The organism is Klebsiella sp. YJ (genome assembly GCF_002108615.1).
In the GTDB taxonomy this organism is placed as follows: domain Bacteria; phylum Pseudomonadota; class Gammaproteobacteria; order Enterobacterales; family Enterobacteriaceae; genus Klebsiella; species Klebsiella planticola.
On sequence record NZ_MTEG01000014.1, the window covers coordinates 115,037 to 141,306 of the forward strand.

A 26,270-nucleotide genomic window follows, 5' to 3' on the forward strand; every position below is an offset into this window, starting at 1 on the left:
CGACGGCCTTACGGCCGTTTTGCCGTCAGGTTATTGCTTAACGCAATCCCGAGCGGTAGCCAGAACAGCACCCAGGTTTCTCGCGGGTTGCTGACGATAAACATCCCCTGCGACGCCATAAAAATCAATGCGTACATGAAGATCGCCAGGCCGTACCGGCTGTCGCCGCGGCGTTTGCACCATGCCCGCCATAATCCGCTGGCGATGACCGCCAGCAGCAGCAGCAGGCCAATGATGCCGCCTTTCAACAGCGAGCCGAGATAGACGCTGTGGGTGGTGGTAATGTGTTCACCGCTGTAGTTAATGAATTCGAGTCCATAATCGAACCCCCGGCCCAGCCAGGGATGGTCCGCGATTTCCGCAAGCGTATGGCGCCAGATGCTGAAACGTAGACCACTCTGCGTCCCCATCTCCTCAAAGCGGGCTAGCAGCAGGTCCCCAACCGGCGTCAGGAAGAAGACCAGCCCGAGCACCACCGCCAGCGTGGCGACGATCGCTAAATTACGGCGCGTAAATACCTGAAGATGCAGCGTGCAGCAGAAGGCCAGCGCCAGGGCGATAATCGGCCCGCGGCTCTGGGTAAAGACCATCATCACCAGCAGGATAGCGATCGGCAGATAGAGATAATGGCCGGCTTTCTCTTTCAACAGCAGGCAGCAAATTAAGATGGCGATGCCGCAGTATCCTGCCAGGTCGATAACGTTGGTCGGGCCTGGGTTTTCCGGTGAGACTTCGCGCAGGGTCAGAACCAGCGTATGGTCTATCGCCAGCGTCCAGACAGACAGCACGGTGACTCCGGCAACCACGCTGAGCAGCGCCAGATGCCGGGTGCGGGGATGGCCCAGCAGGGTGGCGAGCAGCAACAGGTAGAAGATGAGATAGGTCCCGTGAGTCAGCGGCGAGTCAATATGTTGCGGCGTATGCCCCCAGAGATTGCTGAGCGCATAGTAGACAAAGAAGAGCACCAGCAGCGCATAGGTCGGCCATTGCTGGCAGGTACTCTCCGCCAGCGCCTGGCGATGGTCTTTGTTCAGTAAAGACAGCAGGAACAGCAGAATTGACAGGTGGAGCAGGTTATTCGTCCGGGTGGAGATGCAAAAAATAGCGCTGAAAAATAAAAATAAGGGAAAGAAAAGGGAGTAACCCTGAATGGCATAGTTACTTATTTTTAAAGTACGCATCAAAAGAAACCTTTGCAAAAATCGTTTCCGGCACCGCACTCTCCTGAGAGAAATTGATGACCCGAATATGGTTTTGTTGTAGCACACAAGCGGCGTGCGAAAAGGACGGGATGACCAGGTCATCCACTTTGTTTGCCAGGTAGGAAGGCAGTTTATTCTGTTGTGTTTCGTAGAACCGCGGTTGGTGGAAATTATTCATGTCCAGCCCGCTGATAAGAATGGTGTCGAATCCCAGCCAGGCGAGGATCTGTAAGGACCAGTAGACCACGGTTCCGGCATCAAAGACCCCGTGGCGGATATCGGTGCTAAAGCAGATATCCTGACGCTCAGGGTGGAAACGCAGCGCTTCGATATGCTGATAGGTTTTCCGCATCACGCTGCTGGCGACCTTAGGCTGGTAAATTTTATAGCAGCCGTCTTCAATCAGCGCCAGGCGGCAGCGCAGATCGGCCGGATAGCGATCGTAGATTTTGGCGATCCCGTGCATGGTGGTAAACAGCACAAGATCGGGCTGGCCGATCACCGAGCGAATAATGTCGGGCTGCTTGTCGTAAAACTCCATATCGACAATGGTGTAGAACGAAAACCGCAGCGTATCAGAGAGAAACCAGGCGCCGTTGACGCCCATCACCGGCACGCTCTCCGGCAGTCGTGAAAAATCAATACCGCGGGTAGAGGGGCCGGTCGCCGTCAACAAAACCTCGCCATGCGCGCTGTTTTTTAACGCGCTCAGGCTGACCAGCGGAATATTTTGACCTTTGTACTGCAGCGTGCGGATTTCACCGCTTTCGCCCCGGGTGATTTTGGTATACGGCCAGAGATTTTCGTTATGGCGAAAAGCACGCGGGTGCGTGTAGCGGTAAATTTGCTTGTACAGTGAACCCATTAAATCAGCCCCTGAGATTGCAGCAGCTGCGCGATGCGGGCGGCGGAAATATCCCCGGTGCTGTTGCCGCTTTCCGGACGTACGACATACTGATTTTTACCGTAACCGCCAATCAACCCCGGGTCGGTGGGGCCATATAACGTAAAATTGGGTTTATCGAGCGCGGCGGTCAGATGGCTCAGGCCGGTATCAACGGAAACCACGCCTCTGGCGCCCGCCAGAACCTGAGCGACCTGCTCCAGGCTCATGCGCGGCAGAACGTCGACAAAGTCGTGACCCTCCGCCAGCCGTTTGGCCCGCGCTTCTTCATGCGGGGCGCCCCACGGCAGCTTAATCTGCAGGCCGCTGTCGGCCAGCAGGGCGATAAGCGCCTGCCAGTGGCTTTCTGACCAGTGTTTGTCATCGCGGGTCGTGGCATGCAGGAAGACGAGGTACGGCACAGCAGTGGCGGTTTCCGGGCGGGTAAAGTGGCGGGCGATGGCATAATCCCCCTGGCTTTCCGGGCGGGCGTAGCCCAGGCTTTTGGCGAACAGTTCGCGAGTGCGCTCAACGGCATGCTGTTGTTTCGCGATATGGTGGCGGCGATTGTAGAACAGGCTGGCCAGCGGCTCGCGGGCGGTTTGCCAGTCCATACCGTGCTTCACGCCGCGCGCCAGCCGGGTGACCAGCGCGGCACTTTTGACCAGACCCTGGGCGTCGATAATCGCGTCATATTTCTGTGCCCGTACGGCATCGCGAAAGGCCTGGCGTTCGGCCTTCACCGGCGCGGAAAACCAGGCTTTACGCCAGCGGCGAATGGCGACGGGAATCACCCGATCGACCGCTTCATGCCAGGACGGGATCTGGGCGAACCCTTCCTCGACGACCCAGTCAAAGCGAATGCCGGGAAAAGCTTGCGCGGCATCGGTCAGCGCGGGCAGCGTATGCAGGACGTCGCCCATGGACGAGGTTTTTACGATCAATACCCGCATCCGCTACGCTTCCTCTTTATCGGTTTTTTCCTGCAGGAGCGCGTTTAGCTCTTCCTGTACGCGCTGCGGCGTAATATCGATCAGGCTCTGATGATAACCTTCCGCGGCATCGCCCTTACGGACTTTGTGGTAGCCGCTAATCAGGCGAATCACCCGTGCTTTGTGTGACAGCGGGGGAGTGAAGTCCGGGCTGCTTGGGCCATACAGCGCCACCAGCGGGCGGTCCAGCGCAGCGGCGACGTGCATCAGGCCGGAATCGTTGCTGACCACCGCTTTACAGGCGGCAAGCAGAATGACGGCCTGCTCAAGCTGGGTCTCCCCGGCCAGATTGCGACACCAGGCCTGCTGTTCGCTGCTCAGCGCGGCGATGATCTCTTTGCCCGCTTCGTTATCTTTGGCCGAACCGAACAGGACTATCTGGTAACCGTCGTCGATAAGCTGTTTCGCCAGCTCGGCGTAGTGATAGTGCGGCCAGCGTTTTGCCGGGCCAAACTCTGCGCCGGGGCAGAAGCCGATCATCGGGCGATCGGCTGAGAGATTAAACGCGCTACAGGCCTGCGATTTTTCACCTTCATGAACCTGCAGCTGCGGCCACAGCAGCGGCTGCGGCAGATCTTTGGCGCTGCGCATGACGCCCTTGTCATAGGCCAGCGCGACATAGCGTTCAACCATCAGCGGCCAGGCGTCTTTATCCAGCACTCGCGCGTCATTCAGCAGACCGTAGCGCATCTCGCCGCGCCAGCCGGTGCGGTGCGGGATGTTGGCGAAGAAGGGGACCAGCGCCGATTTAAACGAGTTGGGCAGCACGTAAGCACGATCGTAGCGACGCTCGCGCAGGCTGTGCCCCAGCTTACGGCGTTCGCCGATTGCCAGCGCGCCGTGGCCGAGCGGCATCGGGATGGCTTCGTTAACTTCCGGCATGCGCGACAGCAGCGGACGGCACCACGCAGGTGCCATCACGTCGATTATCGCCTGGGGATAGCGCGCCCTGAGCGTGCGATAGAGACTTTGCGACATCATCATGTCGCCCACCCAAGACGGGCCAACCACCAATATTTTCATGTTATGTCTTACGCGTCGCGGTTGAGCCAGGCCATATATTCCGTTACGCCTTCGGCAACGGTCTTGAACGGCTTATCGTAGCCCGCAGCGCGCAGGTTGGTCAGATCCGCCTGGGTAAATGCCTGGTAGCGGCCTTTCAGCTTCTCGGGGAACGGGATGTATTCGATGCTGCCTTTCTTATGGTATGCCAGCGTGGCATCGGCTACCGCCTGGAAAGATTCCGCACGGCCGGTGCCGAGGTTGAAAATACCGGATACGCCGTTTTCCCAGAACCACAGGTTTACCGCCGCCACGTCGCCTACGTAGACGAAATCGCGTTTGAAGCCATCGCTGCCTTCGAACAGTTTCGGGCTTTCGCCGTTATTCAACTGGGTGTTGAGGTGGAAAGCCACGCTCGCCATGCTGCCTTTGTGCCCTTCGCGCGGCCCGTAGACGTTGAAATAGCGGAAGCCTACGATCTGCGAGTCGGCTTCCGGCAGGATCTGACGGACGTATTCGTCAAACAGGAATTTGGAGTAGCCGTAAACGTTCAGCGGCTGCTCATATTCACGGGATTCGATAAAGTCGCTGGTGCGGCCGCCGTAGGTTGCCGCCGACGAGGCGTACAGGAACGGAATCTGACGCTCCAGGCAGTAGTGCAGCACCTCTTTAGAGTACTGATAGTTGTTATCCATCATGTACTTGCCGTCCCACTCTGTGGTGGAAGAGCAGGCGCCTTCGTGGAATATGGCTTCAATTTCACCGAACTCTTCCCCGGCCATCACCTGAATCAGGAAGTCTTCTTTATCCATGTAATCAGCGATATCCAGGTCTACCAGGTTAGCAAACTTGGTGCCGTCTTTCAGATTATCTACGACCAAAATGTCGGTAATGCCTTTGTCATTCAGGGCCTTAACGATGTTGCTGCCGATAAACCCTGCGCCGCCGGTAACGATGATCATAACTGTAACCTTTGAAGTATGGAGTCCAGAGACAATCCGGACATGAATACTCATATCATATCACCACATGGAGCAGGCTTCAGCCATTCGCCGAAAAGCGGGGTGGTGAGCGTGATTTATGCTGCAAATAATTCATCCAGGCATGCATCATCTCGTATCAGCGTATAGCTTTGGGTAATATGTGCCAAATTTTGCCAAATCTGGAGAGTTGCAATGCGTGGTGATTTTTACGAACAGTTGACCAATAGCCTTGAGACCGCTCGTGCGGAAGGGTTATTTAAAGAAGAACGCATTATTACGTCGGCGCAGCAGGCGGATATTACCGTCGGCGGCAGCAATGTGATTAACTTCTGCGCCAATAACTATCTGGGTCTGGCTAACCATCCGCAGCTGATTGCTGCCGCGAAAGCCGGGATGGACAGCCACGGTTTTGGTATGGCTTCCGTGCGCTTTATTTGCGGGACGCAGGACAGCCACAAAGCGCTTGAGAAGAAGCTGGCTGAGTTCCTCGGCATGGAAGATGCGATTCTCTACTCCTCCTGCTTCGATGCCAACGGCGGTCTGTTTGAAACCCTGTTAGGCCCGGAAGATGCCATTATTTCCGATGCCCTGAACCACGCCTCGATCATTGACGGCGTTCGCCTGTGCAAAGCAAAACGCTACCGTTATGCCAATAACGATATGCAGGAGCTGGAAGCACGTCTGAAAGAGGCCCGTGAAGCCGGCGCACGCCACGTGCTGATCGCCACCGACGGCGTATTCTCCATGGACGGCGTGATCGCCAACCTGAAAGGCGTCTGCGACCTGGCGGATCAGTTCGATGCGCTGGTGATGGTCGACGATTCCCACGCCGTCGGCTTTGTGGGTGAAAACGGTCGCGGCTCGCATGAATACTGCGATGTGATGGGCCGTGTCGATATCATCACCGGGACATTAGGTAAAGCGCTGGGCGGCGCATCCGGCGGCTATACCGCCGCGCGTAAAGAGGTCGTTGAATGGCTGCGCCAGCGTTCGCGTCCGTATCTGTTCTCCAACTCGCTGGCCCCGGCGATTGTTGCGGCCTCTATCAAAGTGCTGGAGATGGTGGAGTCCGGTGCTGAACTGCGCGATCGCCTGTGGTCCAACGCGCGCCTGTTCCGCGAAAAAATGACCGCCGCGGGCTTTACGCTGGCCGGCGCCGACCACGCGATTATCCCGGTTATGCTGGGCGAAGCCGTGATTGCGCAAAACTTTGCGCGCGAGCTGCAAAAAGAAGGGATTTACGTCACCGGGTTCTTCTATCCGGTGGTACCAAAAGGCCAGGCGCGTATTCGCACCCAGATGTCGGCGGCGCATACCCCTGAACAAATTGAACGTGCGGTAGAAGCCTTTACCCGCATCGGTAAACAACTGGGCGTGATTGCCTGAGGGCGTGAGATGAAAGCGTTATCCAAACTGAAAGCGGAAGAAGGCATCTGGATGACCGACGTACCGGAACCGGAAGTCGGCCATAACGATCTGCTGATCAAAATCCGCAAGACCGCCATTTGCGGTACCGACGTACACATTTATAACTGGGATGAATGGTCGCAAAAAACTATCCCGGTGCCGATGGTAGTAGGGCATGAGTACGTGGGGGAAGTCGTGGGTATCGGCCAGGAAGTACGCGGCTTTAAGATTGGCGATCGCGTTTCCGGCGAAGGGCATATTACCTGCGGCCACTGCCGTAACTGCCGTGCTGGCCGTACACATCTGTGCCGTAACACGATCGGCGTAGGCGTGAACCGTCCGGGCTGTTTCGCGGAATATCTGGTCATTCCGGCTTTCAACGCCTTCAAAATCCCGGACAACATTTCTGACGATCTGGCGTCGATTTTTGACCCGTTTGGTAACGCGGTCCACACGGCGCTCTCGTTCGATCTGGTTGGTGAAGATGTGCTGGTATCCGGCGCAGGCCCAATTGGGATCATGGCGGCTGCGGTCGCGAAACACGTCGGCGCCCGTAATGTGGTTATTACTGACGTGAACGAATATCGACTGGGTCTGGCGCGTAAAATGGGCGTGACGCGTGCCGTGAATGTCGCGCAAGAGAGCCTGACCGATGTGATGGCCGAACTGGGGATGACCGAAGGGTTCGACGTGGGGCTGGAAATGTCCGGTGCGCCGCCGGCATTCCGTACCATGCTGGATACCATGAACCACGGCGGCCGTATTGCGATGCTCGGTATTCCGCCGTCGGATATGTCCATCGACTGGACAAAAGTTATCTTCAAGGGGCTGTTTATCAAAGGGATTTATGGCCGGGAAATGTTCGAGACCTGGTACAAGATGGCCGCATTGATCCAGTCTGGGCTGGATTTGTCGCCGATCATTACCCACCGTTTTGGCATCGATGAGTTCCAGCAGGGCTTTGATGCGATGCGCTCCGGCCAGTCCGGAAAAGTGGTGCTGAGCTGGGATTAAATCTGATAAAACGGCAGCCCGGCTGCGGTCGGGTTTTACGCTGAGCGCCTGCGGGCGCTTTTTTTTATTTAGATTTGGATAACATTTCACAGATCCTTCATCGTGAACGCACTTTTTCTAAATCGATTTTTGGCCTATTCGTTTATACAGTTCGTTTAACTACCGTTTAATTTTATAAACACCATGCTTAAACTCTCTGTATGCTTGCTGACCTGTAATTCTGCCCGTCTGCTGAGCCAGGTTTTACCTCCGCTCCTGAAGGTGGCGGATGAGTGCATTGTCGTGGATTCAGGCAGTACCGATACGACGCTGGATATCTGTCGCCAGTTTGGGCTGACGGTACATCATCACCCCTATACCGCTCACGGGGCGCAGATGAACTACGCGACGACGCTGGCCAGCTATGACTGGGTGCTGTGCATGGATAGCGATGAAATTCTCGATAATGAGGTTGTCGCTGAGATTCTGAGGCTGAAAGCCGGCGAGGATCTCGACCCTGTCTGTGCCTGGCGCCTGCCGCGTTACTGGTATGTGCTTGGCGAAGCCGTCAGGACAATTTATCCCGTCTCATCGCCGGATTATCCGGTTCGCTTATTCAATCGTACCACGGCGGCCTTTAATAACCGCCCGGTTGACGATCAGGTGGTCGGCCACGTCAGGTCCGTCAAACTCCCGGGCCGGGTGCGTCACGATACCTTTTATTCGCTGCACGAAGTCTTTAGTAAGCTCAATAGTTATACCACCCGGCTGGTGAAACATCAGAAGATCAAACCCTCGCTGGGCCGCGGGATCATCAGCGCGACTGGCGCTTTTTTTAAGTGGTATCTGTTTAGCGGGGCATGGCGGAAAGGGAAGGTGGGTGCCGTGACCGGGCTGTATGCAACCCTGTACAGTTTTATGAAGTATTTTAAAGCCTGGTATGCCTTTGAAGATAAACGGGAATCTGCCGCTGAAAAACGAACAGATTCCCGATCCGTTTAGTTCGTTGGGTTGTCCCAGCCCTGCCATTTCAGCTGGTAGTACTGCACCAGAGGGCTCTGGCTGATGCTTTCGCTCAGGATGCTGAAGAAGCGGCTGGCGTACACCGGCTCCGGCGGATGCTTCGGCTTACAGAACTTCACGCCGCGGAACGGATTACGCGGCGACGTTGGCGGCGTCGTTTTCGACGGCGGTAGCCCGCTGTCCGGCCTTGAGGTATCGACCTGCGGCTCGTTCAGCAGGTTGCTCGGACGCACCAGGGTGATATCCGGCGGCAGGTTATAGACCATTTGCTGCAGGACGCGCACCGTGGTGGGGTGCGGATGACCGATAGCAATGGCGGAACCGTTGCGGCGCGCCAGCGCGATGGCGCGGTTGAACTGCACGCGAATATCGGCTTCATTCTGCGTGTCATCGAGGAACACCTTCCGCTTGATCACCTTCACTCCGGTACCCTGCGCCGCGCGCATGGCCTGAGTATTACCGATGGTGACGCTGTCGAGGAAGTAGAGATTGTAGCGCTCCAGGGCCTGCATCACCTTTTGCATTCCGAACAGGCTGGAGGTCATCGCGCTGCCCATATGGTTGTTCAGGCCCACGGCGTACGGCACTTTGCTATAGGCGTCGCGGATGATGCGCTCGATCTCGTTACTGCTCATATCCGGGCGCAGCGTATCTTTTTCCAGCGGTTGCTTGCTGAGCGGCGCCATCGGCAGGTGAATAAGCACCTCGTGGCCGAGATTGTGCGCTTTGGTCGCCATTTCACGGGCGTGCGGCGCGTTGGGTAATACGGCGACGGAGATGGTCGCTGGCAGCGCCAGTACCTGATTTTCAGTCTGTGGACGATAGCCAAAGTCGTCAATAACAATGGAGAGTTTACCGGCAAATGCCGATGATGCCATAGCCAGCGTACCGGCTACCGCGAATGCAATTCTGCGAAATTGAAGCAAAACTTATCTTCCCAACCACGGCTGTGGATTGACCGCCTGACCCTGGCGACGAATTTCGAAATAGAGCGACGGACGGCCCTGACCGCCGCTGCTGCCTACGAGAGCAATCGGCTGGCCCGCCCGGACCTGAGTGCCGACGCTGACCAGCGCGCTTTGGTTATAGCCGTAAAGGCTCATATCGCCTTTACCGTGTTCAACGACCACAACCAGGCCGTAGCCCTGTAGCCAGTCGGCGAGAATCACCCGGCCATCGGCAATTGCCTTAACCTCGGTGCCTTCAGACGCAGCGATAACCATCCCTTTCCAACGTAGTTCACCTTGCAGCTGTTCGCCATAACGATGAAGCAACGTTCCGCGAACCGGCCAGTAGGCCTGACCGCGCGGAGAGCCCAGACCACCGGTGCGGGACATCAGCGAACGCTCGCTTTCGGTTGGTTTGTAGGTGGTGCCTTTACGGGATGCATCCTGCTGACGATCGCGCACGGCCTGAGCCTCGCGAGCTTCTCGCTCTGCGCGGGCCTTCGCTGCGGCTTCTGCTTGCGCGATCCGACCGCGCAGGCGCGATTCGTTAGCCCGCATTTCGCCCAGCTGCTGCTGACCTTGCTGAATAGACGATTCAAGGCCTGAAAGGGTTTTCTTACGTTCGTTCCGCACCTGTTCCAGCTTTGCCTGCTGTGCGCGCTGCTCGTAAACCAGCGTCTGCTGCTGGCTCTGCTTTTCTTCCAGCTCCGCCTTTTGCGCGGCGACCTCTTCGCGCGTCTGTTTCAATTGGGCGATGGTCTCCTGGCGGGCCTGGTTAAGATAACCGTAGTAGACCTGCATGCGCTGGTTACGCTGACCCTCTTCACCGCTGAGGATCATTTGCATCCCGGTATGCGGCCCCTGGCGGAACGCGGCATCAAGCTGCGCGGACAGGTTACGCTCCTGAGTGGCGCGCTGACGTTCCAGCTTTGCGATTGACGCGTTCATCTCGTCAATCTGCTTATTCAGCTGGTTCAGGGTATCCTGGGTTTCACGCAGTTTGCGGGCGGCGGCAGAGATGGCCTCTTCCTGCGCTTTTAGCTGGGCAAGCAGAGAGGCGCGTTGCTGTTGTTGTTGCTTGATCGCCCGCTGCTTTGCGGCGATATCGGCCTGAATAGATTTGAGCTGGTCGCGGTCATCCGCCTGAGCGGGTGCGGCGCACAGCAATACGCCAGCGCTGAGTGCGCTGGCGTAAAGGACGGATCGAACAGCCGTTGCGATCCATGTATTTGAATAAGTCGCCTTTCCCCTCATGGGGAAGGATTATTCCACGATGAACAGCGGCTTGCCAGTCATCTCTTGCGGGATTTCCATTCCCATCAGCGACAACATGGTTGGCGCGATATCGGAAAGCTTGCCACCTTCGGCGACTTTTACGGTTTTATCGCCAACGTAGATCAGCGGTACCGGCAGGTTGGTGTGGGCCGTATGGGCCTGGCCGGTAGCCGGATCGCGCATCTGTTCAGCGTTACCATGATCGGCGGTAATCAGCAGCTGGCCGCCGACGGATTCTACCGCTTTGGCAACCTGATCGATGCAATTGTCCAGCGTTTCAACGGCTTTAATTGCCGCCTCCATGACGCCGGTATGACCGACCATATCGCCGTTCGGATAGTTACAGATGATGGTGTCGTACTGACCGCCCTTGATAGCAGCAACCAGTTTTTCGGTCAGCTCGGCGGAGCTCATTTCCGGCTGCAGGTCGTAGGTTGCGACTTTTGGCGAGTTGATCAGAATACGCTCTTCGCCTTTGAACGGCTCTTCAACGCCGCCGTTAAAGAAGAAGGTCACGTGCGCGTACTTCTCGGTTTCGGAGATGCGCAGCTGAGTCTTGTCGTTCTTCGCCATCCACTCGCCGAAGGTATTGGCCAGGGACGCCGGCGGGTATGCGCAGGCGACTTTGATGTCGGCAGCATATTCGGTCAGCATCACGAAGTCGAGTTTGACCTCTTTCTTACGGGCAAAACCGTCGAAATCGGCGTTGACGAAGGCACGGGTGATTTCACGGGCGCGGTCAGCACGGAAGTTCATGAAAATCAGCGCATCGCCGTCTTCCATCGCGGCATCGGCCTGGCCTGCGGCACGGATCACGGTCGCCTTCACGAACTCATCATTTTCATCGCGAGCGTAAGCGGCCTGCAGACCGGCAACGGCGGTATCGGCCTGGAACTCGCCCTGCGCCAGGGTCATCAGATCATATGCCTGCTCAACGCGGTCCCAGCGATTGTCGCGGTCCATGGCGTAGTAGCGGCCAATAATGGAAGCCACGCGGCCTTTACCGAGAGCGGCAAATTTTTCTTCAAATTTCGCCAGTGATTTTTCAGCGCTGCGCGGCGGCGTGTCGCGGCCATCGAGGAAAGCGTGCAGGTAGATTTTTTCTGCCCCACGTTCAGCGGCCAGCTCTACCATCGCCATAATGTGGTCTTCGTGGCTGTGAACGCCGCCAGGGGACATCAGGCCCATAATGTGCACGGCTTTACCCGCAGCAACGGCTTTGTCGACCGCGGCGGTCAGCACCGGGTTTGCAAAGAACGTGCGTTCTTTGATTTCGACATCAAGACGGGTCAGATCCTGGTAAACGATACGACCGGCGCCGAGGTTAACGTGACCCACTTCAGAGTTGCCCATCTGGCGATCCGGCAGACCGACCTCCAGGCCAGAAGCATCAATCAGCGTATGGGGACGTTTCGCCCACAATGCGTCCATGACTGGCGTTTTCGCGCTATAAATCGCGTTATCCTGCTGGTCTTCACGATAGCCATAGCCATCCAGAATGACCAGTACCATCGGCTTTTTAGAATTCGACATTGCGACAACCTCATGCTCAAAGACAGAAAATTTGCGTAATTTTACTACAGCTGAATCGTTCAAAGCACCGTGAAAGATCAAAGAAAGAGAGCGTCGGGCCCGCATGAAAGTCGTCGGAAGGGGATTTTTTCGTGACGGGCCGCAGAAAATACATTACATCGCGCTCACTGGCTGTATTTGCCGCAATGCACAGGTATACTCCTTCCCTGGTTTTTTTATCACTTAGTCGGGAGTTGTAACCCCCCATGCAAGAAATTATGCAATTCGTCGGCCGTCACCCCGTCCTGAGCATCGCGTGGATCGCGCTGCTGGTGGCGGTGCTGTTCACCACCTTTAAGGGGCTGATGTCGAAAGTTAAAGTCATTACCCGTGGTGAAGCGACGCGTCTGATCAACAAAGAAGATGCCGTGGTTGTCGACCTGCGTCAGCGTGACGACTTCCGTAAAGGCCATATCGCGGGCTCCATCAACCTGCTGCCGACCGAAATCAAGGCAAATAACGTTGGTGAGTTGGAAAAACACAAAGCACAACCCATTATAGTGGTAGACGGTTCCGGTATGCAGGCGCAAGAGCCTGCCAGCGCGCTGAATAAAGCCGGATTCGAAAAGGTCTTTGTACTGAAAGAAGGCATCGCTGGCTGGAGCGGCGAAAACCTTCCGCTGGTACGCGGCAAATAAATTTACCCGCGTCTTTATGACGTAGCCAGGTTTCCCCCGCTGCGGCGATCCGTTGGGGGGCAGCCTTGTCTGCGGCGTAACATCCTGCGGGTAAAAACAGGAGTGAAGTCATGGCCAATATTGATATCTACACCAAAGCGACCTGTCCGTTCTGTATCCGTGCGAAAGCACTGCTGAACAGCAAAGGCGTAACGTTCAATGAACTGCCGATTGATGGCAATGCCGCGAAGCGTGAAGAGATGATTCAACGCAGTGGTCGCACGACGGTTCCGCAGATTTTTATTGATGAGCAGCACATTGGCGGCTGTGACGACTTGTATGCGCTTGATTCACGTGGTGGACTTGATCCCCTGCTGCGCTAATTTTGCGTCCACCCAGGCCGGGTAGGCGTATTTAAGGACAACACGAAAGGGTTTTACTATGTCAGAACAAAACAGCACCGAAATGACTTTCCAGATCCAGCGTATCTATACCAAGGATATTTCCTTTGAAGCGCCAAATGCGCCGCAAGTTTTCCAGAAAGACTGGCAGCCGGAAGTTAAACTTGATCTGGACACAGCTTCCAGCCAACTGGCTGAAGGCGTCTACGAAGTGGTGCTGCGCGTAACCGTAACCGCTGCGCTGGGCGAAGAAACCGCGTTCCTGTGTGAAGTACAGCAGGGCGGCATCTTCTCCATCGACGGCATTGACGGCAACCAGATGGCGCATTGCCTCGGCGCATACTGCCCGAACATTCTGTTCCCGTATGCGCGTGAGTGCATTACCAGCCTGGTGTCTCGCGGTACCTTCCCGCAACTGAACCTTGCGCCAGTGAACTTCGATGCGCTGTTCATGAACTATCTGCAGCAGCAAGCTGGCGAAGGTGCCGAACAACATCAGGATGCCTGATGAACGCACTTAATGCTGCAATGACTGTGATCGGTGCCGGCTCATACGGCACCGCTCTTGCCATCACTCTGGCAAGAAATGGCCACCATGTTGTGCTCTGGGGCCATGACCCGAAACATATCGCGACGCTGCAACATGACCGCTGCAATGCCGCTTTCCTTCCTGACGTCCCTTTCCCTGACACGCTGCATCTTGAAAGCGATCTGTCTGCCGCGCTGGCTGCCAGCCGCGACATTCTGGTTGTGGTGCCAAGCCATGTCTTTGGTGAGGTCCTGCGCCAGATTAAACCGCTGATGCGTTCGGATGCGCGCCTGGTCTGGGCGACGAAAGGCCTTGAGGCTGAAACCGGTCGCCTGCTGCAGGATGTCGCGCGCGAAGCGCTGGGCGACACAATCCCGCTGGCGGTGATTTCCGGCCCGACCTTCGCCAAAGAGCTGGCGGCAGGGCTGCCGACGGCCATTTCGCTGGCGTCCACGGAGCCGCAATTTGCCGACGACCTGCAGCGCTTGCTGCACTGCGGTAAAAGCTTCCGCGTCTATATCAACCCGGACTTTATCGGCGTGCAGCTTGGCGGGGCGGTGAAAAACGTCATCGCCATTGGCGCCGGGATGTCTGACGGTATCGGCTTTGGCGCCAATGCGCGTACGGCGCTGATAACCCGTGGTCTGGTTGAAATGTCTCGTCTCGGTACCGCGCTGGGCGCCGATCCGGAAACCTTTATGGGGATGGCGGGGCTGGGCGATCTGGTGCTGACCTGTACCGATAACCAATCGCGTAACCGCCGCTTTGGCATGATGCTCGGCCAGGGTATGGATGTGCAAAGCGCGCAGGATAAGATTGGCCAGGTGGTTGAAGGCTATCGCAATACCAAGGAAGTTCGCGTTCTGGCACAGCGTTTAGGTGTCGAAATGCCAATAACCGAGGAAATTTATCAGGTATTGTATTGCGGAAAAATTGCGCGCGAGGCAGCATTGACTTTATTGGGCCGCGCACGCAAGGACGAGCGCAGCAATTAAGCTTAAAGGAACCTTTGTCACCTCGATGACCCGGTCAGCGTAGAACTGGCCGGTCATTCTGCTATCGCCTGGAGTCAGCAATGCCGTGTGAAGAACTGGATATCGTCTGGAACAATATTAAAGCCGAAGCCCGGGCTCTGGCCGACTGTGAGCCTATGCTCGCCAGTTTTTACCACGCAACGCTACTCAAGCACGAAAATCTGGGCAGCGCCCTGAGCTATATGCTGGCGAATAAGCTGGCGTCGCCGATTATGCCCGCTATTGCCATTCGTGAGGTAGTGGAAGAGGCATATGCCGCTGATCCGGAGATGATCGCCTCCGCCGCCTGCGATATTCAGGCCGTGCGTACCCGCGATCCGGCGGTCGATAAGTACTCCACGCCGCTGCTGTACCTGAAAGGTTTCCACGCGCTGCAGGCCTATCGTATTGGCCACTGGCTGTGGAATCAGGGGCGCCGGGCGCTGGCGATTTTCCTGCAAAACCAGGTTTCCGTTTCTTTCCAGGTGGATATCCATCCGGCGGCGAAAATTGGCCGTGGGATTATGCTCGATCACGCCACCGGCATTGTGGTCGGCGAAACGGCGGTGATTGAGGACGACGTGTCGATTCTGCAGTCCGTGACCCTCGGCGGTACCGGTAAAACCAGCGGCGACCGTCACCCGAAAATCCGTGAAGGCGTCATGATTGGCGCCGGTGCGAAGATCCTCGGTAATATCGAAGTTGGTCGGGGAGCGAAAATTGGCGCCGGTTCCGTGGTGCTACAGCCCGTACCGCCGCACACCACCGCAGCCGGCGTACCGGCGCGTATCGTCGGTAAGCCAGAGAGCGACAAGCCGGCGATGGATATGGATCAGCACTTTAACGGTATTCACCATACCTTCGAGTACGGCGACGGTATCTAGACTCGGGCTATCCCGATAACGCGCTGCCGACGTAGCGAGGAGCAGGCGCCTGCGCGGCTATTCTGGCATTTGCTGCCGGACTGCTTTCCCCCGGCTGGCGCTGCGCGTAGCCGGGCGACGGGCCGGTGAGATCGGGTAGCCTGGCTCAGGCGCAGCGCCTTGCAATCCGGGAATGACTCAGGCTAACTGCGCAATACCGCCCCCGGATACCCCAGCTGGCGCCAGGCCTCATACACCACCACCGACACCGCATTTGACAGGTTCATACTGCGACTGTCCGGCATCATCGGAATACGGATTTTCTGCTGTGGCGGCAGGGCATCAAGAATGCTGGCCGGCAGGCCGCGCGTTTCCGGGCCAAACATCAAGAAATCACCATCCTGATAGCTCACCGCGCTGTGAGCCGGCGTGCCCTTTGTGGTCAGAGCGAACAAACGCTGTGGCCTGGCGCTTTCCACGAAGGCAGCATAGTCACGATGGCGCTGAACGGCGGCGAATTCATGGTAATCCAGCCCGGCGCGGCGCAGGCGCTTATCGTCCCAGGTGAAACCCATCGGCTCGATAATATGCAGATTGAAGCCGGTGTTGGCGCACAGGCGGATGATGTTCCCGGTATTTGGCGGGATCTCAGGTTCGAATAGTACAATGTTCAGCATGCTGCCCTGTCTCATTAGGCTCTTAATCGCGCGGGCAGAATAGCAGATATTTGCCCGGCCCTCATCCCCGTGGGTGAGCGCCGGGCGGGGGGATTATGCCGCGTTGCCCTGCGTCATCGCATTGAAGGTATGCAGCGCGTCGGCGTTCTGAACCAGTGAGTCGCGGCTGATTTCACCGATGGTTTTGGTTCCGGTCAGGGTCATGGCCACCTTCATCTCTTTCTCGATCAGATTCAGCAGGTTGGCTACACCCTGCTTGCCGTGGGTGGCCAGCGCGTACAGATAGGCGCGGCCCAGCAGTACGCTATCGGCGCCCAGCGCGATCATGCGCACCACATCGAGACCGTTACGAATACCGCTATCGGCGAGGATGGTGATATCGCCTTTTACCGCATCGGCGATGGCCGGCAGCGCACGGGCTGAGGAGAGAACGCCGTCGAGCTGGCGACCGCCGTGGTTGGAGACCACGATCCCGTCGGCGCCGAAGCGTACGGCGTCGCGCGCATCCTGCGGATCGAGGATCCCTTTGATCACCATCGGGCCGTCCCAGAATTCGCGGATCCACTCGAGGTCTTTCCACGAAATAGACGGATCGAAGTTGTTCGCCAGCCAGCCAATGTAGTCCTCAAGACCGGTAGGCTTGCCAAGATAGGTGGAGATATTGCCAAGATCGTGAGGGCGGCCGTTTAAACCGACATCCCACGCCCACTGCGGGTGGGTCATCGCCTGCCAGTAGCGGCGCATCGCCGCATTCGGGCCACTCATTCCGGAATGGGCATCACGATAGCGAGCGCCGGGGGTGGGCATATCGACGGTAAACACCAGGGTTGAACATCCCGCCGCTTTGGCGCGCTCCAGCGCATTGCGCATAAAGCCGCGATCGCGCAGGACGTACAGCTGGAACCACATCGGGCGCTTGATGGTCGGCGCGACCTCCTCTATCGGGCAGACGGAAACGGTGGAGAGGGTAAACGGAATGCCTTTATCATCCGCGGCGCCTGCCGCCTGCACTTCACCGCGGCGAGCGTACATTCCGCACAGCCCGACCGGCGCCAGCGCCACCGGCATAGAGAGCTTTTCTTTGAACAGCGTGGTCTCCAGGCTCAGGTCCGACATATTCTTCAGCACCCGCTGGCGGAGCGCCACATCAGACAGATCTTCAACGTTGCGGCGCAGCGTGTGCTCGGCATAGGCGCCGCCGTCGATGTAGTGGAACAGGAACGGTGGCAGGATACGCTGTGCGGCTGCGCGATAGTCGCTGGCGGCTGAAATAATCATCACGGGTTCTCCCTGGCATTTTCGTTGTGGTCACCGGGCAGGCGGGTAATGCGCGCCTGGCGGGCCTGGTCTTCATCAAAGTGTTTAATCGTGGCGTGGACAAAGCCTAGGTGCGCCATCATCGCCTGCCGCGCGCCTTCGGCGTCACCGGCGAAAATGGCCTCCATCACGGCCTGGTGCTGTTCAGTCAGACGGGCGAATACCGGCGGGACAAGATACATCCGCTGGCGGCTCTGTTTGACCGAGGATTGCAGGAGGTCGAAAAAGCCGCGCATGGTTTGTAGCAGAACCACATTGTGCGAGGCTTCGGCAATCGCCAGGTGAAAGCGAACGTCAGCCTGTGAGGCCAGGTCCGGGTCTTCGCTCTGGGTCGCTTCAAAGCACAGGCGAATGCGCTCTTTTTCGGCGTCAGTTGCGCGCATCGCCGCATGCCAGGCCGTGCTGGCTTCGATGGCGTGGCGCGCTTCCAGAATATCAAAACTGTAATCGGGGTCGTCGGCGAGCAGCGTTTTTAGCGGCTGAACGATATTCTGTTCCGACCACGCCTCGTGCTGCCAGCGCACGAAAGTCCCGCCGCCGCGGCGGCTGACCAGCAGGCCTTCGCTCACCAGCATCGCCAGCGCTTCGCGCAGCGAGTTGCGTGAGACGCCAAGCAGGGCGGCCAGCTGGCGCTCGGCGGGCAGTCGCATGCCCGCCTCCAGCTTCTGTTCTTCAATCAGCGCCCGCACACGACGGGCTACATCGTCTGCGAGGCGCCGGGGCATCACTATCATGGGATCATCCAGGTTAAGACATAGGCCTGTAGCGTGGTAATAACACCGACCATGCAGGTAAAGATCAGGCTGTGTTTTACGGTAAAGCGGAACAGGTCCGACTCTTTCCCCACCAGGCCTACCGCCGCACAGGCGATAGCGATGGACTGCGGCGAAATCATTTTGCCGGTGACGCCGCCGGTGGTGTTGGCCGCGACCAGCAGAATATCGGAGACGCCGATCTGCTGTGCCGCGGTCGCCTGCAGCGCGGCGAACAGCGCGTTAGACGAAGTGTCTGAACCGGTCAGGAATACCCCCAGCCAGCCGAGGAATGGCGAGAAGAAGGTAAACGCGTGGCCGGTGTGCGCCAGCGCGAGGGCCAGCGTCGACGACAGCCCGGAATAGTTAGAGATAAAGGCGAACGCCAGCACCATGCCGATGGAGTAAATCGGTAGAGCCAGTTCTTTTAACGTGCTGCCAAAGGTGATCAGCGCATCTTTTGGCTTCATACGCAGCCAGACGACGGAAAGTATAGCCGCAAACAGGATGGCGGTGCCGGTGGCAGACAGCCAGTCGAACTTATACACCGCCGCGTAAGGGGTGGCGGCGCTGACAACCGGCGGCATGCGGGCCACCATCTTATCGAGGAACGGCACGGAGATATTGATAACGAAGTCATACATCGCGCCGCCGGGAGCAAACAGGGCCTTAAACGGCGGAATACTCCACAAAGTCACGGTGGCGGTCAGGAACAGGAACGGCGACCAGGCGCGGACGACCTGCCCGGCGCTGTAATGGGTACGCGCCAGCGTTTGATCGACCTGGGCGGCGCCCATATCGCCGAAGCGGAAGATACGGACCGGCTGCCAGCGTTTGAGGAACAGGGTCAGGCAAACCAGTGACACCAGAGAGGAGATGATGTCCGGCAGTTCCGGGCCAAGGAAGTTAGAGCTGAGGTACTGCGCGATGGCGAACGAGCCGCCGGCAACCATGACCGCCGGCCAGGTCTCTTTGATACCGCGCCAGCCGTCCATAATCGCCATAATCCAGAACAGGACGATAATGGTCAGGAACGGCAGTTGACGACCGACCATCTGGCCGATAGCAAAGCTGTCGATACCGGTGACCTGGCCGGCGACCAGAATCGGAATGCCCATCGCACCAAAGGCCACCGGCGCAGTGTTGACAATCAGACACAGCCCCGCGGCATACAGCGGGTTAAAGCCCAGGCCGACCAGCAGCGCGGCGGTAATCGCCACCGGGGCGCCAAAACCGGCCGCACCCTCGAGGAAAGCCCCGAAGGAGAAGCCGACAATCAGCATCTGCAGGCGCTGGTCAGGGGTAATCGAGAGAATCGACGAGCGAATAATATCGAACTGTCCGGTCTTAACCGAAATTTTATAGACGAATACCGCGGCGATAATAATCCACGCGATGGGCCACAGGCCGTAAAAGAAACCGTAGACCACGGAAGTCAGCGCGCGATCGACGGGCATCTTATAGAACAGCAGCGCGACCGACAGCGCAATGGCCACGGTCCATGTCGCCGCCAGGTACCCTTTGAGCTTGAGCTTTATCAGGGCAAAAAAGAAAAACAGAATCGGTAACGATGCGATAAGACTTGAGAGCCAGATATTACCGGCCGGATCGTAATTTTGTTGCCAGAGGTTCATGCAGGTCTCCATCGGGCCAAAAAGATGCGGTGCTGAGTCTGCGCTCCTTGCAGATCACATCTTTTGTAAAACTGGCCCAGCCAAAATTTAGTTGTAGGGTTAACGACAACGAATGGTTAACCAAATGTTATTGGCAGGCAATATATCTGTGACTAAAAATGATGGATATGTGAACCGTTGAGTGGTTTAAGAAATAATTGGTAGGGCCAATGGGGTGGGGGAATCATGGATGTGAAGGGTATGCGAATCAGCGCCTGTCTGGACACCGACCGCCGGCGTACGCGTTCCCGTCGCCCCGGTCAGCGCCGTCGGGAGGCCGTGGGATTCCCGGACACGGCGCCTGATACGCTTGTCCGGCCACCGACTGCCAGCGTACGTATTCCCGTCACTCCGGTCAGCGCCGTCGGGAGGCCGTGGGATTCCCGGACACGGCGCCTGATACGCCTGTCCGGTCACCAACTGCCAGCGTACGCGTTCCCGTAGGCCCGGTCAGCGCAGCGCCACCGGGGAAGGTTCTCGCGGCTAAAAGCTTAGAACTCGGTTTTAGCGAAGCCGGTCATTTCTTTGAGGTTCATTTCGCGACCGAGGGCAGTCATCGGATGAACAATCACCAGTCCGCGAACGCTTTTCTTCAGCTTGCCCATATCGGCCTGCTCTTTTTTGGTAATCGCGCGGCGATGTGGCAGGCTCATCAGCTTCTGTGCTTCTTTGCTCAGTTTCTGGCCCTGAACTTCGCGCAGGCGAATAATTTCGGCTTCGAGGGTGGCTTTTTCTTTTTCCAGCTCGGCGTATTTGTCCGCCGCTTCCACCAGCGACAGGTCTGCCTGCTGGTGGCGGATGGCGTCGAGGCGGTCGCTCAAACGCTTGATTTCATTCTTTTCGACTTCTTTCATGATGACTTAATCTATTAATAAAGGGATTTCGACAACATATAGTATGTGCTGTGACTTCTGTTGTGGGTAGTCATTTATCCAGAATCCGGCGTTTTTTCCGCGGAAGTCTCAGAGGCAATGATTTATAATTATATGAATGTTAATCATATTGTGACTAAGAGTGGCCTGTTTTTCATCTCTGTGAAGTCTGTCGTCAATACAGCACGTTTTCCTCAACCCTGACCTCGCTTTTCGCTAATCCTTTACAGGATGATCCCTGAACACAGGAGGGCGAGATGGCAAAAATCGGTGACGGCGTACCGCGTATTATCGACAAGACAGTTGATTTTATGGCTTCAAGCCAGGCTTTTATGGAGTATCTGAAAAAATCCCCGCGTTTACAGCATGTGCCACCGGAGATTCCGCAGAACAAAGAGGCGCTATTTTTGAATCGGCTGGAGTATTACCGGCAACTTTACCGGCCAACCTGCGATCAGTCTGAACCTGAATCAGAGCGTTGATTTCTGGAAGGCTTTTTTTAAGCTGATTCGGGAAATCAGCTCGGTCAGAGACAGCATCATTGTTGAACGTACCACCTGCTGGTAGCGCAGCTTCTGCATTGCCAGCAGTTCTTCGTCGCTCTCATCAAACAGCGGCGTCGGCGGTAGGGCGGTCACGCAATGCAGTTCGCCAAAAGGCCCAAGAATCTCATCATCGGTAAAATTGTACTCATTTCCGTCGTGATTCAACTCTTCACGCAGGGCCATCAGCAGCTCGGCGTCTTCGTATTCGGCGCGACTAATCACCCCAAGGCCGTAAATCAGCTTCAGGCGTACAGAAAGGTCCCCCAGCGGCCCATCGCCATCCAGCAATGGCTCCACTGCGTATTTCACCGCGTAGTCGTCTTTACGGAACACCTGAAGCACCAGAATATTGACCGCTTCCGTGAGTAGCTCGACGGTGGCGATCAGGAAGCTTCGTACGGTTTTGCCAGCATTCAGACGCTCAAGCACGCGGTTTTCAAATGCCTGTGTTTCTTCCATTATTGCCTGCATATCTGACAGGAGTAGTAATGGGCGCGGTTCATTCCGCGCCAGGTCTTGCCTCATTTGGTGGCGTTGTAGTCGTTAACGGCCTCGGTCACCACGGCACTTGCTGCATCCAGACCAGAAATCTGTGCCAGCGCAGCCTGGGGGCCCTTGTCGTTAATCAAGGCTGCCAGCTCCTGCGCCTGCGGGTCTTCTTCGCTGCGGAAGTGCATTGCCGCCGCGATCCCTTTGACCAGATTGACGTGCGGCAGAGCATATTCCAGCGTACCAAGCAGCGGCTTAATCAAACGATCGCCCGCGCTCAGTTTACGCAGCGGCTGACGACCCACGCGCTCAACGTCATCTTTCAGGTACGGATTCTCGAAACGGCCGAGGATTTTCTGGATGTAGGCGGCGTGCTTCTGTGCATCAAAGCCGTAGCGTTTGATCAGCACCGCGCCGCTCTCTTCCATAGCCCCTTTCACCACGGCGCGAATGTTCTCATCGAGAATCGCGTCGCGGATCGTCTGGTGCCCGGCCAGTTTTCCGAGGTAGGCGGTTATAGCATGTCCGGTGTTTAAGGTGAATAGCTTACGTTCGACAAATGCCATCAGGTTGTCGGTTAATTCCATTCCCGGGATCGCCGGCAGCGTGCCTTTAAACTGAGTTTTATCGACGATCCACTCGCTGAAGGTTTCCACGGTCACTTCCAGCGGGTCATGCGTCGCAGAGGCGGACGGGGGAACAATACGGTCAACCGCGGAATCGACAAAGCCGACGTTGGCTTCTACCCAGGCTTTGTCTTCTTCCGCCAGGGCATTAAACACGTGGCCTTTGAGCTGCGTGGTTCCGCGCACCATATTTTCACAGGCAATGATGTTTAGCGGGGCGGTTATCCCCTGCGCTTTACGCTTCGCCAGCCCTTTCGCAATAGCCGGCGCAATGCGCTCCAGCACAACCGGGCCGACGGCGGTGGTGATCAGGTCAACGCGGGCAATCAGGTCAATCACTTCCTCGCCGATGCTGCTGACGGCATTGACGCCGGAAACGGTATCGACCTGCTCGTTTTCACCGACGACGTGAACCTGATAGCTATGACGGGCATTCAGGGCATCAAGTACCACCTGATTCACATCGGCGAATGTTAAAGCGATCCCCGCGTCAGCCAGCAATTTGCCGATGAAGCCACGTCCGATATTACCTGCGCCAAAATGTAATGCATTCATAGTATTAACCTTCATTAATGTTTTTACCTGAGAGGGTTCGGGTGAGGCCTGCCCCTCACCCGAACCCTCTCTCTCCAGTCAGAGAGAGAGGGATTCGTCTCCCGGCGTGGCCGGGACCGTTTACGCTTTGTTGCCTTTCAGCAGCGCCAGCACTTCCTCAACGCTGGTGGTGTGGGTCAGGCGCTCAATCACCGACTCATCATCCAGCGCGTTAGTCAGGCTGGTAATCACATGAATGTGCTCGTTATTGCGTGCTGCGATACCGATAACCAGACGGGCTACGTCATCTTCGTCTTCGCCAAAGCGCACCCCTTCCGGATACTGGCAGAACACCACGCCGGTCTTCAGGACGCGGTCTTTAGCTTCAATCGTGCCGTGTGGTACCGCGATGGACTCTCCCAGATAGGTGGAGGTCAGTTTTTCACGATCCAGCATCGCCTGCACATATTCCGGCTCAACGTAGCCGCCTTTCACCAGCTGCTCGCCCGCAAAGCGGATCGCTTCTTCTTTCGTCGCCGCTTTGCGACCGAGGAAGATATTCTCTGCGCCAAGCTTGAACAGATTTGTGTCGGCGGTATCGAAGCTGTCTTTCAGACTGCCGCGGACTTTCTCTTCGTTGTCAGTATGGCGCTGCGCCGCAACCAGACGCTCGGTCAGGCTGGTGTACAGGCCGCTGTCGAGGAAGTTGGTCAGCGAAATGTGCTGGGCCTGCGGCACCTGGCGCATCGCACGCTCGGTCAGATCGCGGTGGGTAATCACCAGGTCGACATCCGGCGGCAGATTGTTAATCGCGCAGTTGGTGACGGAGATATTGCTCAGCCCCGCATCCTGCACTTTTTTACGCAGCACCCCGGCACCCATGGCGCTGGAACCCATGCCGGCATCGCAGGCGACGATGATTTTGCGCACGTGGCTCAGGTCGTTAGCTACGGTACCTGCAGACAGCGGGGTAGCCGCGCCTTTAGATTCGGCTTTCATATCCTGCATGCGACGAGTCGCCGCATCGATATCATCTTCCTCTTTCACTTTGCTGGTTTTCAGCAGAATGGCGGAGACCACAAAGGAGACGGCCATTGCCGCAATAATTGCCGCGATGTTAGCGAAGTACGCGCCTTTCGGCGTCATCGCCAGCACCGCAAGAATAGAACCCGGAGAAGCAGGAGAAACCAGACCGCCGTTGAGGATAGTCAGAGTGAACACGCCGGTCATACCGCCGAGAATAACGGCAAGGATCAGACGCGGATTCATCAGCACATACGGGAAGTAGATTTCGTGGATACCGCCCAGGAAGTGGATGATTGCGGCACCGCCTGCAGACTGCTTCGCATTACCGCGACCAAAGAACATGTATGCCAGCAGCACGCCCATCCCCGGGCCCGGGTTGGCTTCAATCAGGAAGAAGATTGATTTGCCCAGCTCATGAGACTGCTGAATACCCAGCGGCGAGAAGATACCGTGGTTGATAGCGTTGTTCAGGAACAGGATTTTCGCCGGTTCAACGAAGATAGATGCCAGCGGCAGCATGTCATGGACAACCATGAAGTTAACGCCCGCCGCCAGAATTTTGGACAGGACTTCAACCGCCGGGCCAATGCCGAGGAATGCCAGAATCGCGAGGATCATCCCGATAATACCGGCGGAGAAGTTGTTCACCAGCATCTCGAAACCGGACTTAATCTTACCGTCTACCCAGCCATCAAAATGTTTAATCGCCCAGCCGCCCAGCGGACCTGCGATCATGGCGCCGAGGAACATCGGCATGTCCGCGCCGACGATGACGCCCATTGTGGTGATGGCACCGACGACGCCGCCACGCTCACCGCCAATTAATTTACCGCCGGTATAGCCGATAAGCAGCGGCAGCAGGTAGGTGATCATCGGGCCGACTAACTTCGCCAGCGTCTCGTTCGGTAACCACCCTGTCGGTATGAATAATGCGGTGATGATACCCCACGCGATAAACGCGCCGATGTTTGGCATCACCATATTGCTGAGGAAACGACCAAAGCTTTGCACCTTGATCTTGATATCGGATGACATAAAACACCCCTTCTTCTGTTTTGCTTATCGCGTAGGCTAAAAGCCTGAGGCTTGTTGTGAATATGGCGGCAGAGGTCGCCGGACCCTGATTGATAAAGCGAATCTGGCACTGAATGGTTAAACTGTCCAGTCGGTGGGTTTTTGTGTGATTCTGATCACATGAATATAGGTGTCTGACAGCTATTTGTAGTGATGTGCATCACAAAATTGGTGTGCAAAAAAAAGACAATGGGTCAAAATTAGCCTGATTAGGGCAATTAATGTGAATTACATCACATAATATTGTTTTTGGTTTGTCTCTATATTGTGATCATGTTCACAAAAAATAATTCGTTGAATTTTGCAGATGTGATCGCCGGCAAACTCTGCTCCCTCGCTCTGCGGCTGGCGTTGGTCCACAGACTTCACAATGAAAAAACATCATCGGCGGGCCGTATGGAAAAAAGTCAGCATGTGGCTTAAGCTCAAGTTGTAAAGATAAGTATATCGTTCTTCAGGATATATTTTGTCACGCTTAAAAACTTGCAAGGAGAATAACTAAAAACAATACTCCTCGGCCTTAAATTATAAGCGTATTTTTCTTTTACTTAAATTTCATTAATTAATTTGGTTGCTTACCATTTTATATTATTGATGAGCTGTCGTCGTGTTTAGTGAGGCACATATGTTTCTCAACTATTTTGCGTTGGGTGTATTGATCTTCGTTTTTCTGGTTCTCTTTTATGGAATCATTGCAATTCATGATATTCCCTATTTAATGGCCAAAAAACGTAATCATCCCCACGCTGATGCCATCCATACCGCCGGGTGGGTGAGCCTGTTTACGCTGCATGTTATCTGGCCATTCCTGTGGATTTGGGCCACGCTCTATCAACCTGAGCGCGGGTGGGGAATGAAATCTCATATTCCTCCAGCTGAACGCGATCCCGATATCGAAAGGCTTTCACAACGCGTTGCCGAGTTGGAAAAAAGACTGGGTGCGGTGCCATCATCCGCAGATAAAGAGACCCCGGAGCGCTAAT

26 protein-coding genes are annotated in these 26,270 nt (G+C 56.4%); 10 read left to right on the forward strand and 16 right to left on the reverse strand.

All coding sequences use genetic code 11. The features are described 5' to 3' along the window. Window positions 1-8: 8 nt before the first annotated feature. From BV390_RS16125 to rfaD, 5 genes are read right to left on the reverse strand one after another with little or no spacing between them, the layout of a single operon-like run. Window positions 9-1,181: an O-antigen ligase family protein gene (locus BV390_RS16125; RefSeq protein WP_085397106.1), complete on the reverse strand. Its 1,173-nt coding sequence runs from the start codon at window positions 1,179-1,181 to the stop codon at window positions 9-11. Next, window positions 1,159-2,067: a sugar glycosyltransferase gene (locus BV390_RS16130; protein WP_032690274.1), complete on the reverse strand. Its 909-nt coding sequence runs from the start codon at window positions 2,065-2,067 to the stop codon at window positions 1,159-1,161. The genes BV390_RS16125 and BV390_RS16130 overlap by 23 nt, the downstream gene beginning before the upstream one ends. Further along, window positions 2,067-3,038, reverse strand: coding sequence for a lipopolysaccharide heptosyltransferase RfaC (gene rfaC / locus BV390_RS16135; protein ID WP_064794040.1), 972 nt, complete (start codon window positions 3,036-3,038; stop codon window positions 2,067-2,069). Before rfaC ends, BV390_RS16130 begins: the two co-directional genes overlap by 1 nt. Window positions 3,039-3,041: 3 nt before the next feature. Further along, window positions 3,042-4,100 carry an ADP-heptose--LPS heptosyltransferase RfaF gene (rfaF, locus tag BV390_RS16140; RefSeq protein WP_032690276.1) on the reverse strand — a complete coding sequence of 353 codons (1,059 nt, stop codon included), beginning with the start codon at window positions 4,098-4,100 and terminating at the stop codon, window positions 3,042-3,044. An 8-nt stretch (window positions 4,101-4,108) separates the two neighbouring features. Continuing rightward, window positions 4,109-5,041 (reverse strand): ADP-glyceromanno-heptose 6-epimerase, encoded by a 933-nt coding sequence (gene rfaD, locus BV390_RS16145; RefSeq protein ID WP_032690277.1) that lies wholly within the window; start codon window positions 5,039-5,041, stop codon window positions 4,109-4,111. Between the two features lie 213 nt (window positions 5,042-5,254). On the opposite strand from rfaD, the gene kbl reads away from it, so the two are divergent. From kbl to BV390_RS16160, 3 genes are all read left to right on the forward strand, one after another. Further along, window positions 5,255-6,448 (forward strand): glycine C-acetyltransferase, encoded by a 1,194-nt coding sequence (gene kbl, locus BV390_RS16150; RefSeq protein WP_032690278.1) that lies wholly within the window; start codon window positions 5,255-5,257, stop codon window positions 6,446-6,448. Window positions 6,449-6,457: 9 nt separating this feature from the next. Further along, window positions 6,458-7,483 (forward strand): L-threonine 3-dehydrogenase, encoded by a 1,026-nt coding sequence (gene tdh, locus BV390_RS16155; protein WP_004868917.1) that lies wholly within the window; start codon window positions 6,458-6,460, stop codon window positions 7,481-7,483. 183 nt (window positions 7,484-7,666) lie between these two features. Continuing rightward, window positions 7,667-8,464 (forward strand): glycosyltransferase family 2 protein, encoded by a 798-nt coding sequence (locus BV390_RS16160; RefSeq protein ID WP_032697000.1) that lies wholly within the window; start codon window positions 7,667-7,669, stop codon window positions 8,462-8,464. Here the strand turns inward: BV390_RS16160 and BV390_RS16165 are convergent. Genes BV390_RS16165 through gpmM form a run of 3 tightly spaced genes read right to left on the reverse strand, consistent with a single transcriptional unit; the run spans window position 8,461 to window position 12,240 of the window. Continuing rightward, window positions 8,461-9,411 carry a divergent polysaccharide deacetylase family protein gene (locus BV390_RS16165; RefSeq protein WP_085397107.1) on the reverse strand — a complete coding sequence of 317 codons (951 nt, stop codon included), beginning with the start codon at window positions 9,409-9,411 and terminating at the stop codon, window positions 8,461-8,463. The two genes, BV390_RS16160 and BV390_RS16165, sit on opposite strands and share 4 nt — an antisense overlap. Before the next feature lie 3 nt (window positions 9,412-9,414). After that, window positions 9,415-10,686 carry a murein hydrolase activator EnvC gene (envC, locus tag BV390_RS16170; RefSeq protein ID WP_085397108.1) on the reverse strand — a complete coding sequence of 424 codons (1,272 nt, stop codon included), beginning with the start codon at window positions 10,684-10,686 and terminating at the stop codon, window positions 9,415-9,417. Between the two features lie 9 nt (window positions 10,687-10,695). Next, the gene (gene gpmM, locus BV390_RS16175) at window positions 10,696-12,240 is read right to left on the reverse strand and encodes a 2,3-bisphosphoglycerate-independent phosphoglycerate mutase (protein ID WP_032690281.1); all 1,545 of its coding nucleotides are present in this window, start codon (window positions 12,238-12,240) and stop codon (window positions 10,696-10,698) included. A 245-nt stretch (window positions 12,241-12,485) separates the two neighbouring features. Here gpmM and BV390_RS16180 point away from each other — a divergent pair, with 245 nt between their 5' ends. The 5 genes from BV390_RS16180 (at window position 12,486) to cysE (ending at window position 15,723) form a co-directional block, all read left to right on the forward strand. Then, a complete protein-coding gene (locus BV390_RS16180) occupies window positions 12,486-12,917 on the forward strand; it encodes a rhodanese-like domain-containing protein (RefSeq protein WP_004868909.1) in 432 nt (143 codons plus the stop codon). Between the two features lie 110 nt (window positions 12,918-13,027). Then, complete coding sequence (gene grxC, locus BV390_RS16185) at window positions 13,028-13,279, forward strand: glutaredoxin 3 (protein WP_004868906.1); 252 nt, start codon at window positions 13,028-13,030, stop codon at window positions 13,277-13,279. A gap of 58 nt (window positions 13,280-13,337) precedes the next feature. Further along, a complete protein-coding gene (secB, locus tag BV390_RS16190; protein WP_004868904.1) occupies window positions 13,338-13,805 on the forward strand; it encodes a protein-export chaperone SecB in 468 nt (155 codons plus the stop codon). Next, window positions 13,805-14,821 (forward strand): NAD(P)H-dependent glycerol-3-phosphate dehydrogenase, encoded by a 1,017-nt coding sequence (gene gpsA, locus BV390_RS16195; protein ID WP_032690282.1) that lies wholly within the window; start codon window positions 13,805-13,807, stop codon window positions 14,819-14,821. The genes secB and gpsA overlap by 1 nt, the downstream gene beginning before the upstream one ends. Window positions 14,822-14,901: 80 nt before the next feature. Then, complete coding sequence (gene cysE, locus BV390_RS16200; RefSeq protein ID WP_004106845.1) at window positions 14,902-15,723, forward strand: serine O-acetyltransferase; 822 nt, start codon at window positions 14,902-14,904, stop codon at window positions 15,721-15,723. Between the two features lie 182 nt (window positions 15,724-15,905). Here cysE and trmL read toward each other — a convergent pair whose 3' ends face one another. The 5 genes from trmL to BV390_RS16225 all read right to left on the reverse strand — a co-directional run bounded on the left by trmL (window position 15,906) and on the right by BV390_RS16225 (window position 20,975). Beyond that, window positions 15,906-16,379 carry a tRNA (uridine(34)/cytosine(34)/5-carboxymethylaminomethyluridine(34)-2'-O)-methyltransferase TrmL gene (gene trmL / locus BV390_RS16205; RefSeq protein ID WP_032690283.1) on the reverse strand — a complete coding sequence of 158 codons (474 nt, stop codon included), beginning with the start codon at window positions 16,377-16,379 and terminating at the stop codon, window positions 15,906-15,908. 93 nt (window positions 16,380-16,472) lie between these two features. After that, window positions 16,473-17,657 (reverse strand): FMN-dependent L-lactate dehydrogenase LldD, encoded by a 1,185-nt coding sequence (lldD, locus tag BV390_RS16210; protein ID WP_032690284.1) that lies wholly within the window; start codon window positions 17,655-17,657, stop codon window positions 16,473-16,475. Continuing rightward, the gene (gene lldR, locus BV390_RS16215; RefSeq protein ID WP_032690285.1) at window positions 17,657-18,430 is read right to left on the reverse strand and encodes a transcriptional regulator LldR; all 774 of its coding nucleotides are present in this window, start codon (window positions 18,428-18,430) and stop codon (window positions 17,657-17,659) included. The genes lldD and lldR overlap by 1 nt, the downstream gene beginning before the upstream one ends. After that, complete coding sequence (gene lldP / locus BV390_RS16220; protein ID WP_032690286.1) at window positions 18,427-20,082, reverse strand: L-lactate permease; 1,656 nt, start codon at window positions 20,080-20,082, stop codon at window positions 18,427-18,429. Before lldP ends, lldR begins: the two co-directional genes overlap by 4 nt. A gap of 530 nt (window positions 20,083-20,612) precedes the next feature. Further along, entirely contained in the window at window positions 20,613-20,975 is a 363-nt protein-coding gene (locus BV390_RS16225; protein WP_032690287.1) for a YibL family ribosome-associated protein, read from the reverse strand. A gap of 275 nt (window positions 20,976-21,250) precedes the next feature. On the opposite strand from BV390_RS16225, the gene BV390_RS16230 reads away from it, so the two are divergent. Beyond that, the gene (locus BV390_RS16230; RefSeq protein WP_032690288.1) at window positions 21,251-21,475 is read left to right on the forward strand and encodes a hypothetical protein; all 225 of its coding nucleotides are present in this window, start codon (window positions 21,251-21,253) and stop codon (window positions 21,473-21,475) included. Here BV390_RS16230 and mtlR read toward each other — a convergent pair. From mtlR to mtlA, 3 genes are all read right to left on the reverse strand, one after another. Further along, complete coding sequence (gene mtlR, locus BV390_RS16235; RefSeq protein ID WP_032690289.1) at window positions 21,464-22,063, reverse strand: mannitol operon repressor MtlR; 600 nt, start codon at window positions 22,061-22,063, stop codon at window positions 21,464-21,466. The two genes, BV390_RS16230 and mtlR, sit on opposite strands and share 12 nt — an antisense overlap. Then, on the reverse strand, window positions 22,060-23,208 hold the full coding sequence (mtlD, locus tag BV390_RS16240; RefSeq protein ID WP_032690290.1) for a mannitol-1-phosphate 5-dehydrogenase: 1,149 nt from the start codon (window positions 23,206-23,208) through the stop codon (window positions 22,060-22,062). Before mtlD ends, mtlR begins: the two co-directional genes overlap by 4 nt. A 120-nt stretch (window positions 23,209-23,328) precedes the next feature. Further along, window positions 23,329-25,248 carry a PTS mannitol transporter subunit IICBA gene (gene mtlA / locus BV390_RS16245; protein WP_032690291.1) on the reverse strand — a complete coding sequence of 640 codons (1,920 nt, stop codon included), beginning with the start codon at window positions 25,246-25,248 and terminating at the stop codon, window positions 23,329-23,331. Window positions 25,249-25,912: 664 nt separating this feature from the next. Between mtlA and BV390_RS16250 the strand changes: the two genes are divergently transcribed. Beyond that, a complete protein-coding gene (locus tag BV390_RS16250; RefSeq protein WP_032696998.1) occupies window positions 25,913-26,269 on the forward strand; it encodes a DUF3302 domain-containing protein in 357 nt (118 codons plus the stop codon). Window position 26,270 lies beyond the last annotated feature (1 nt).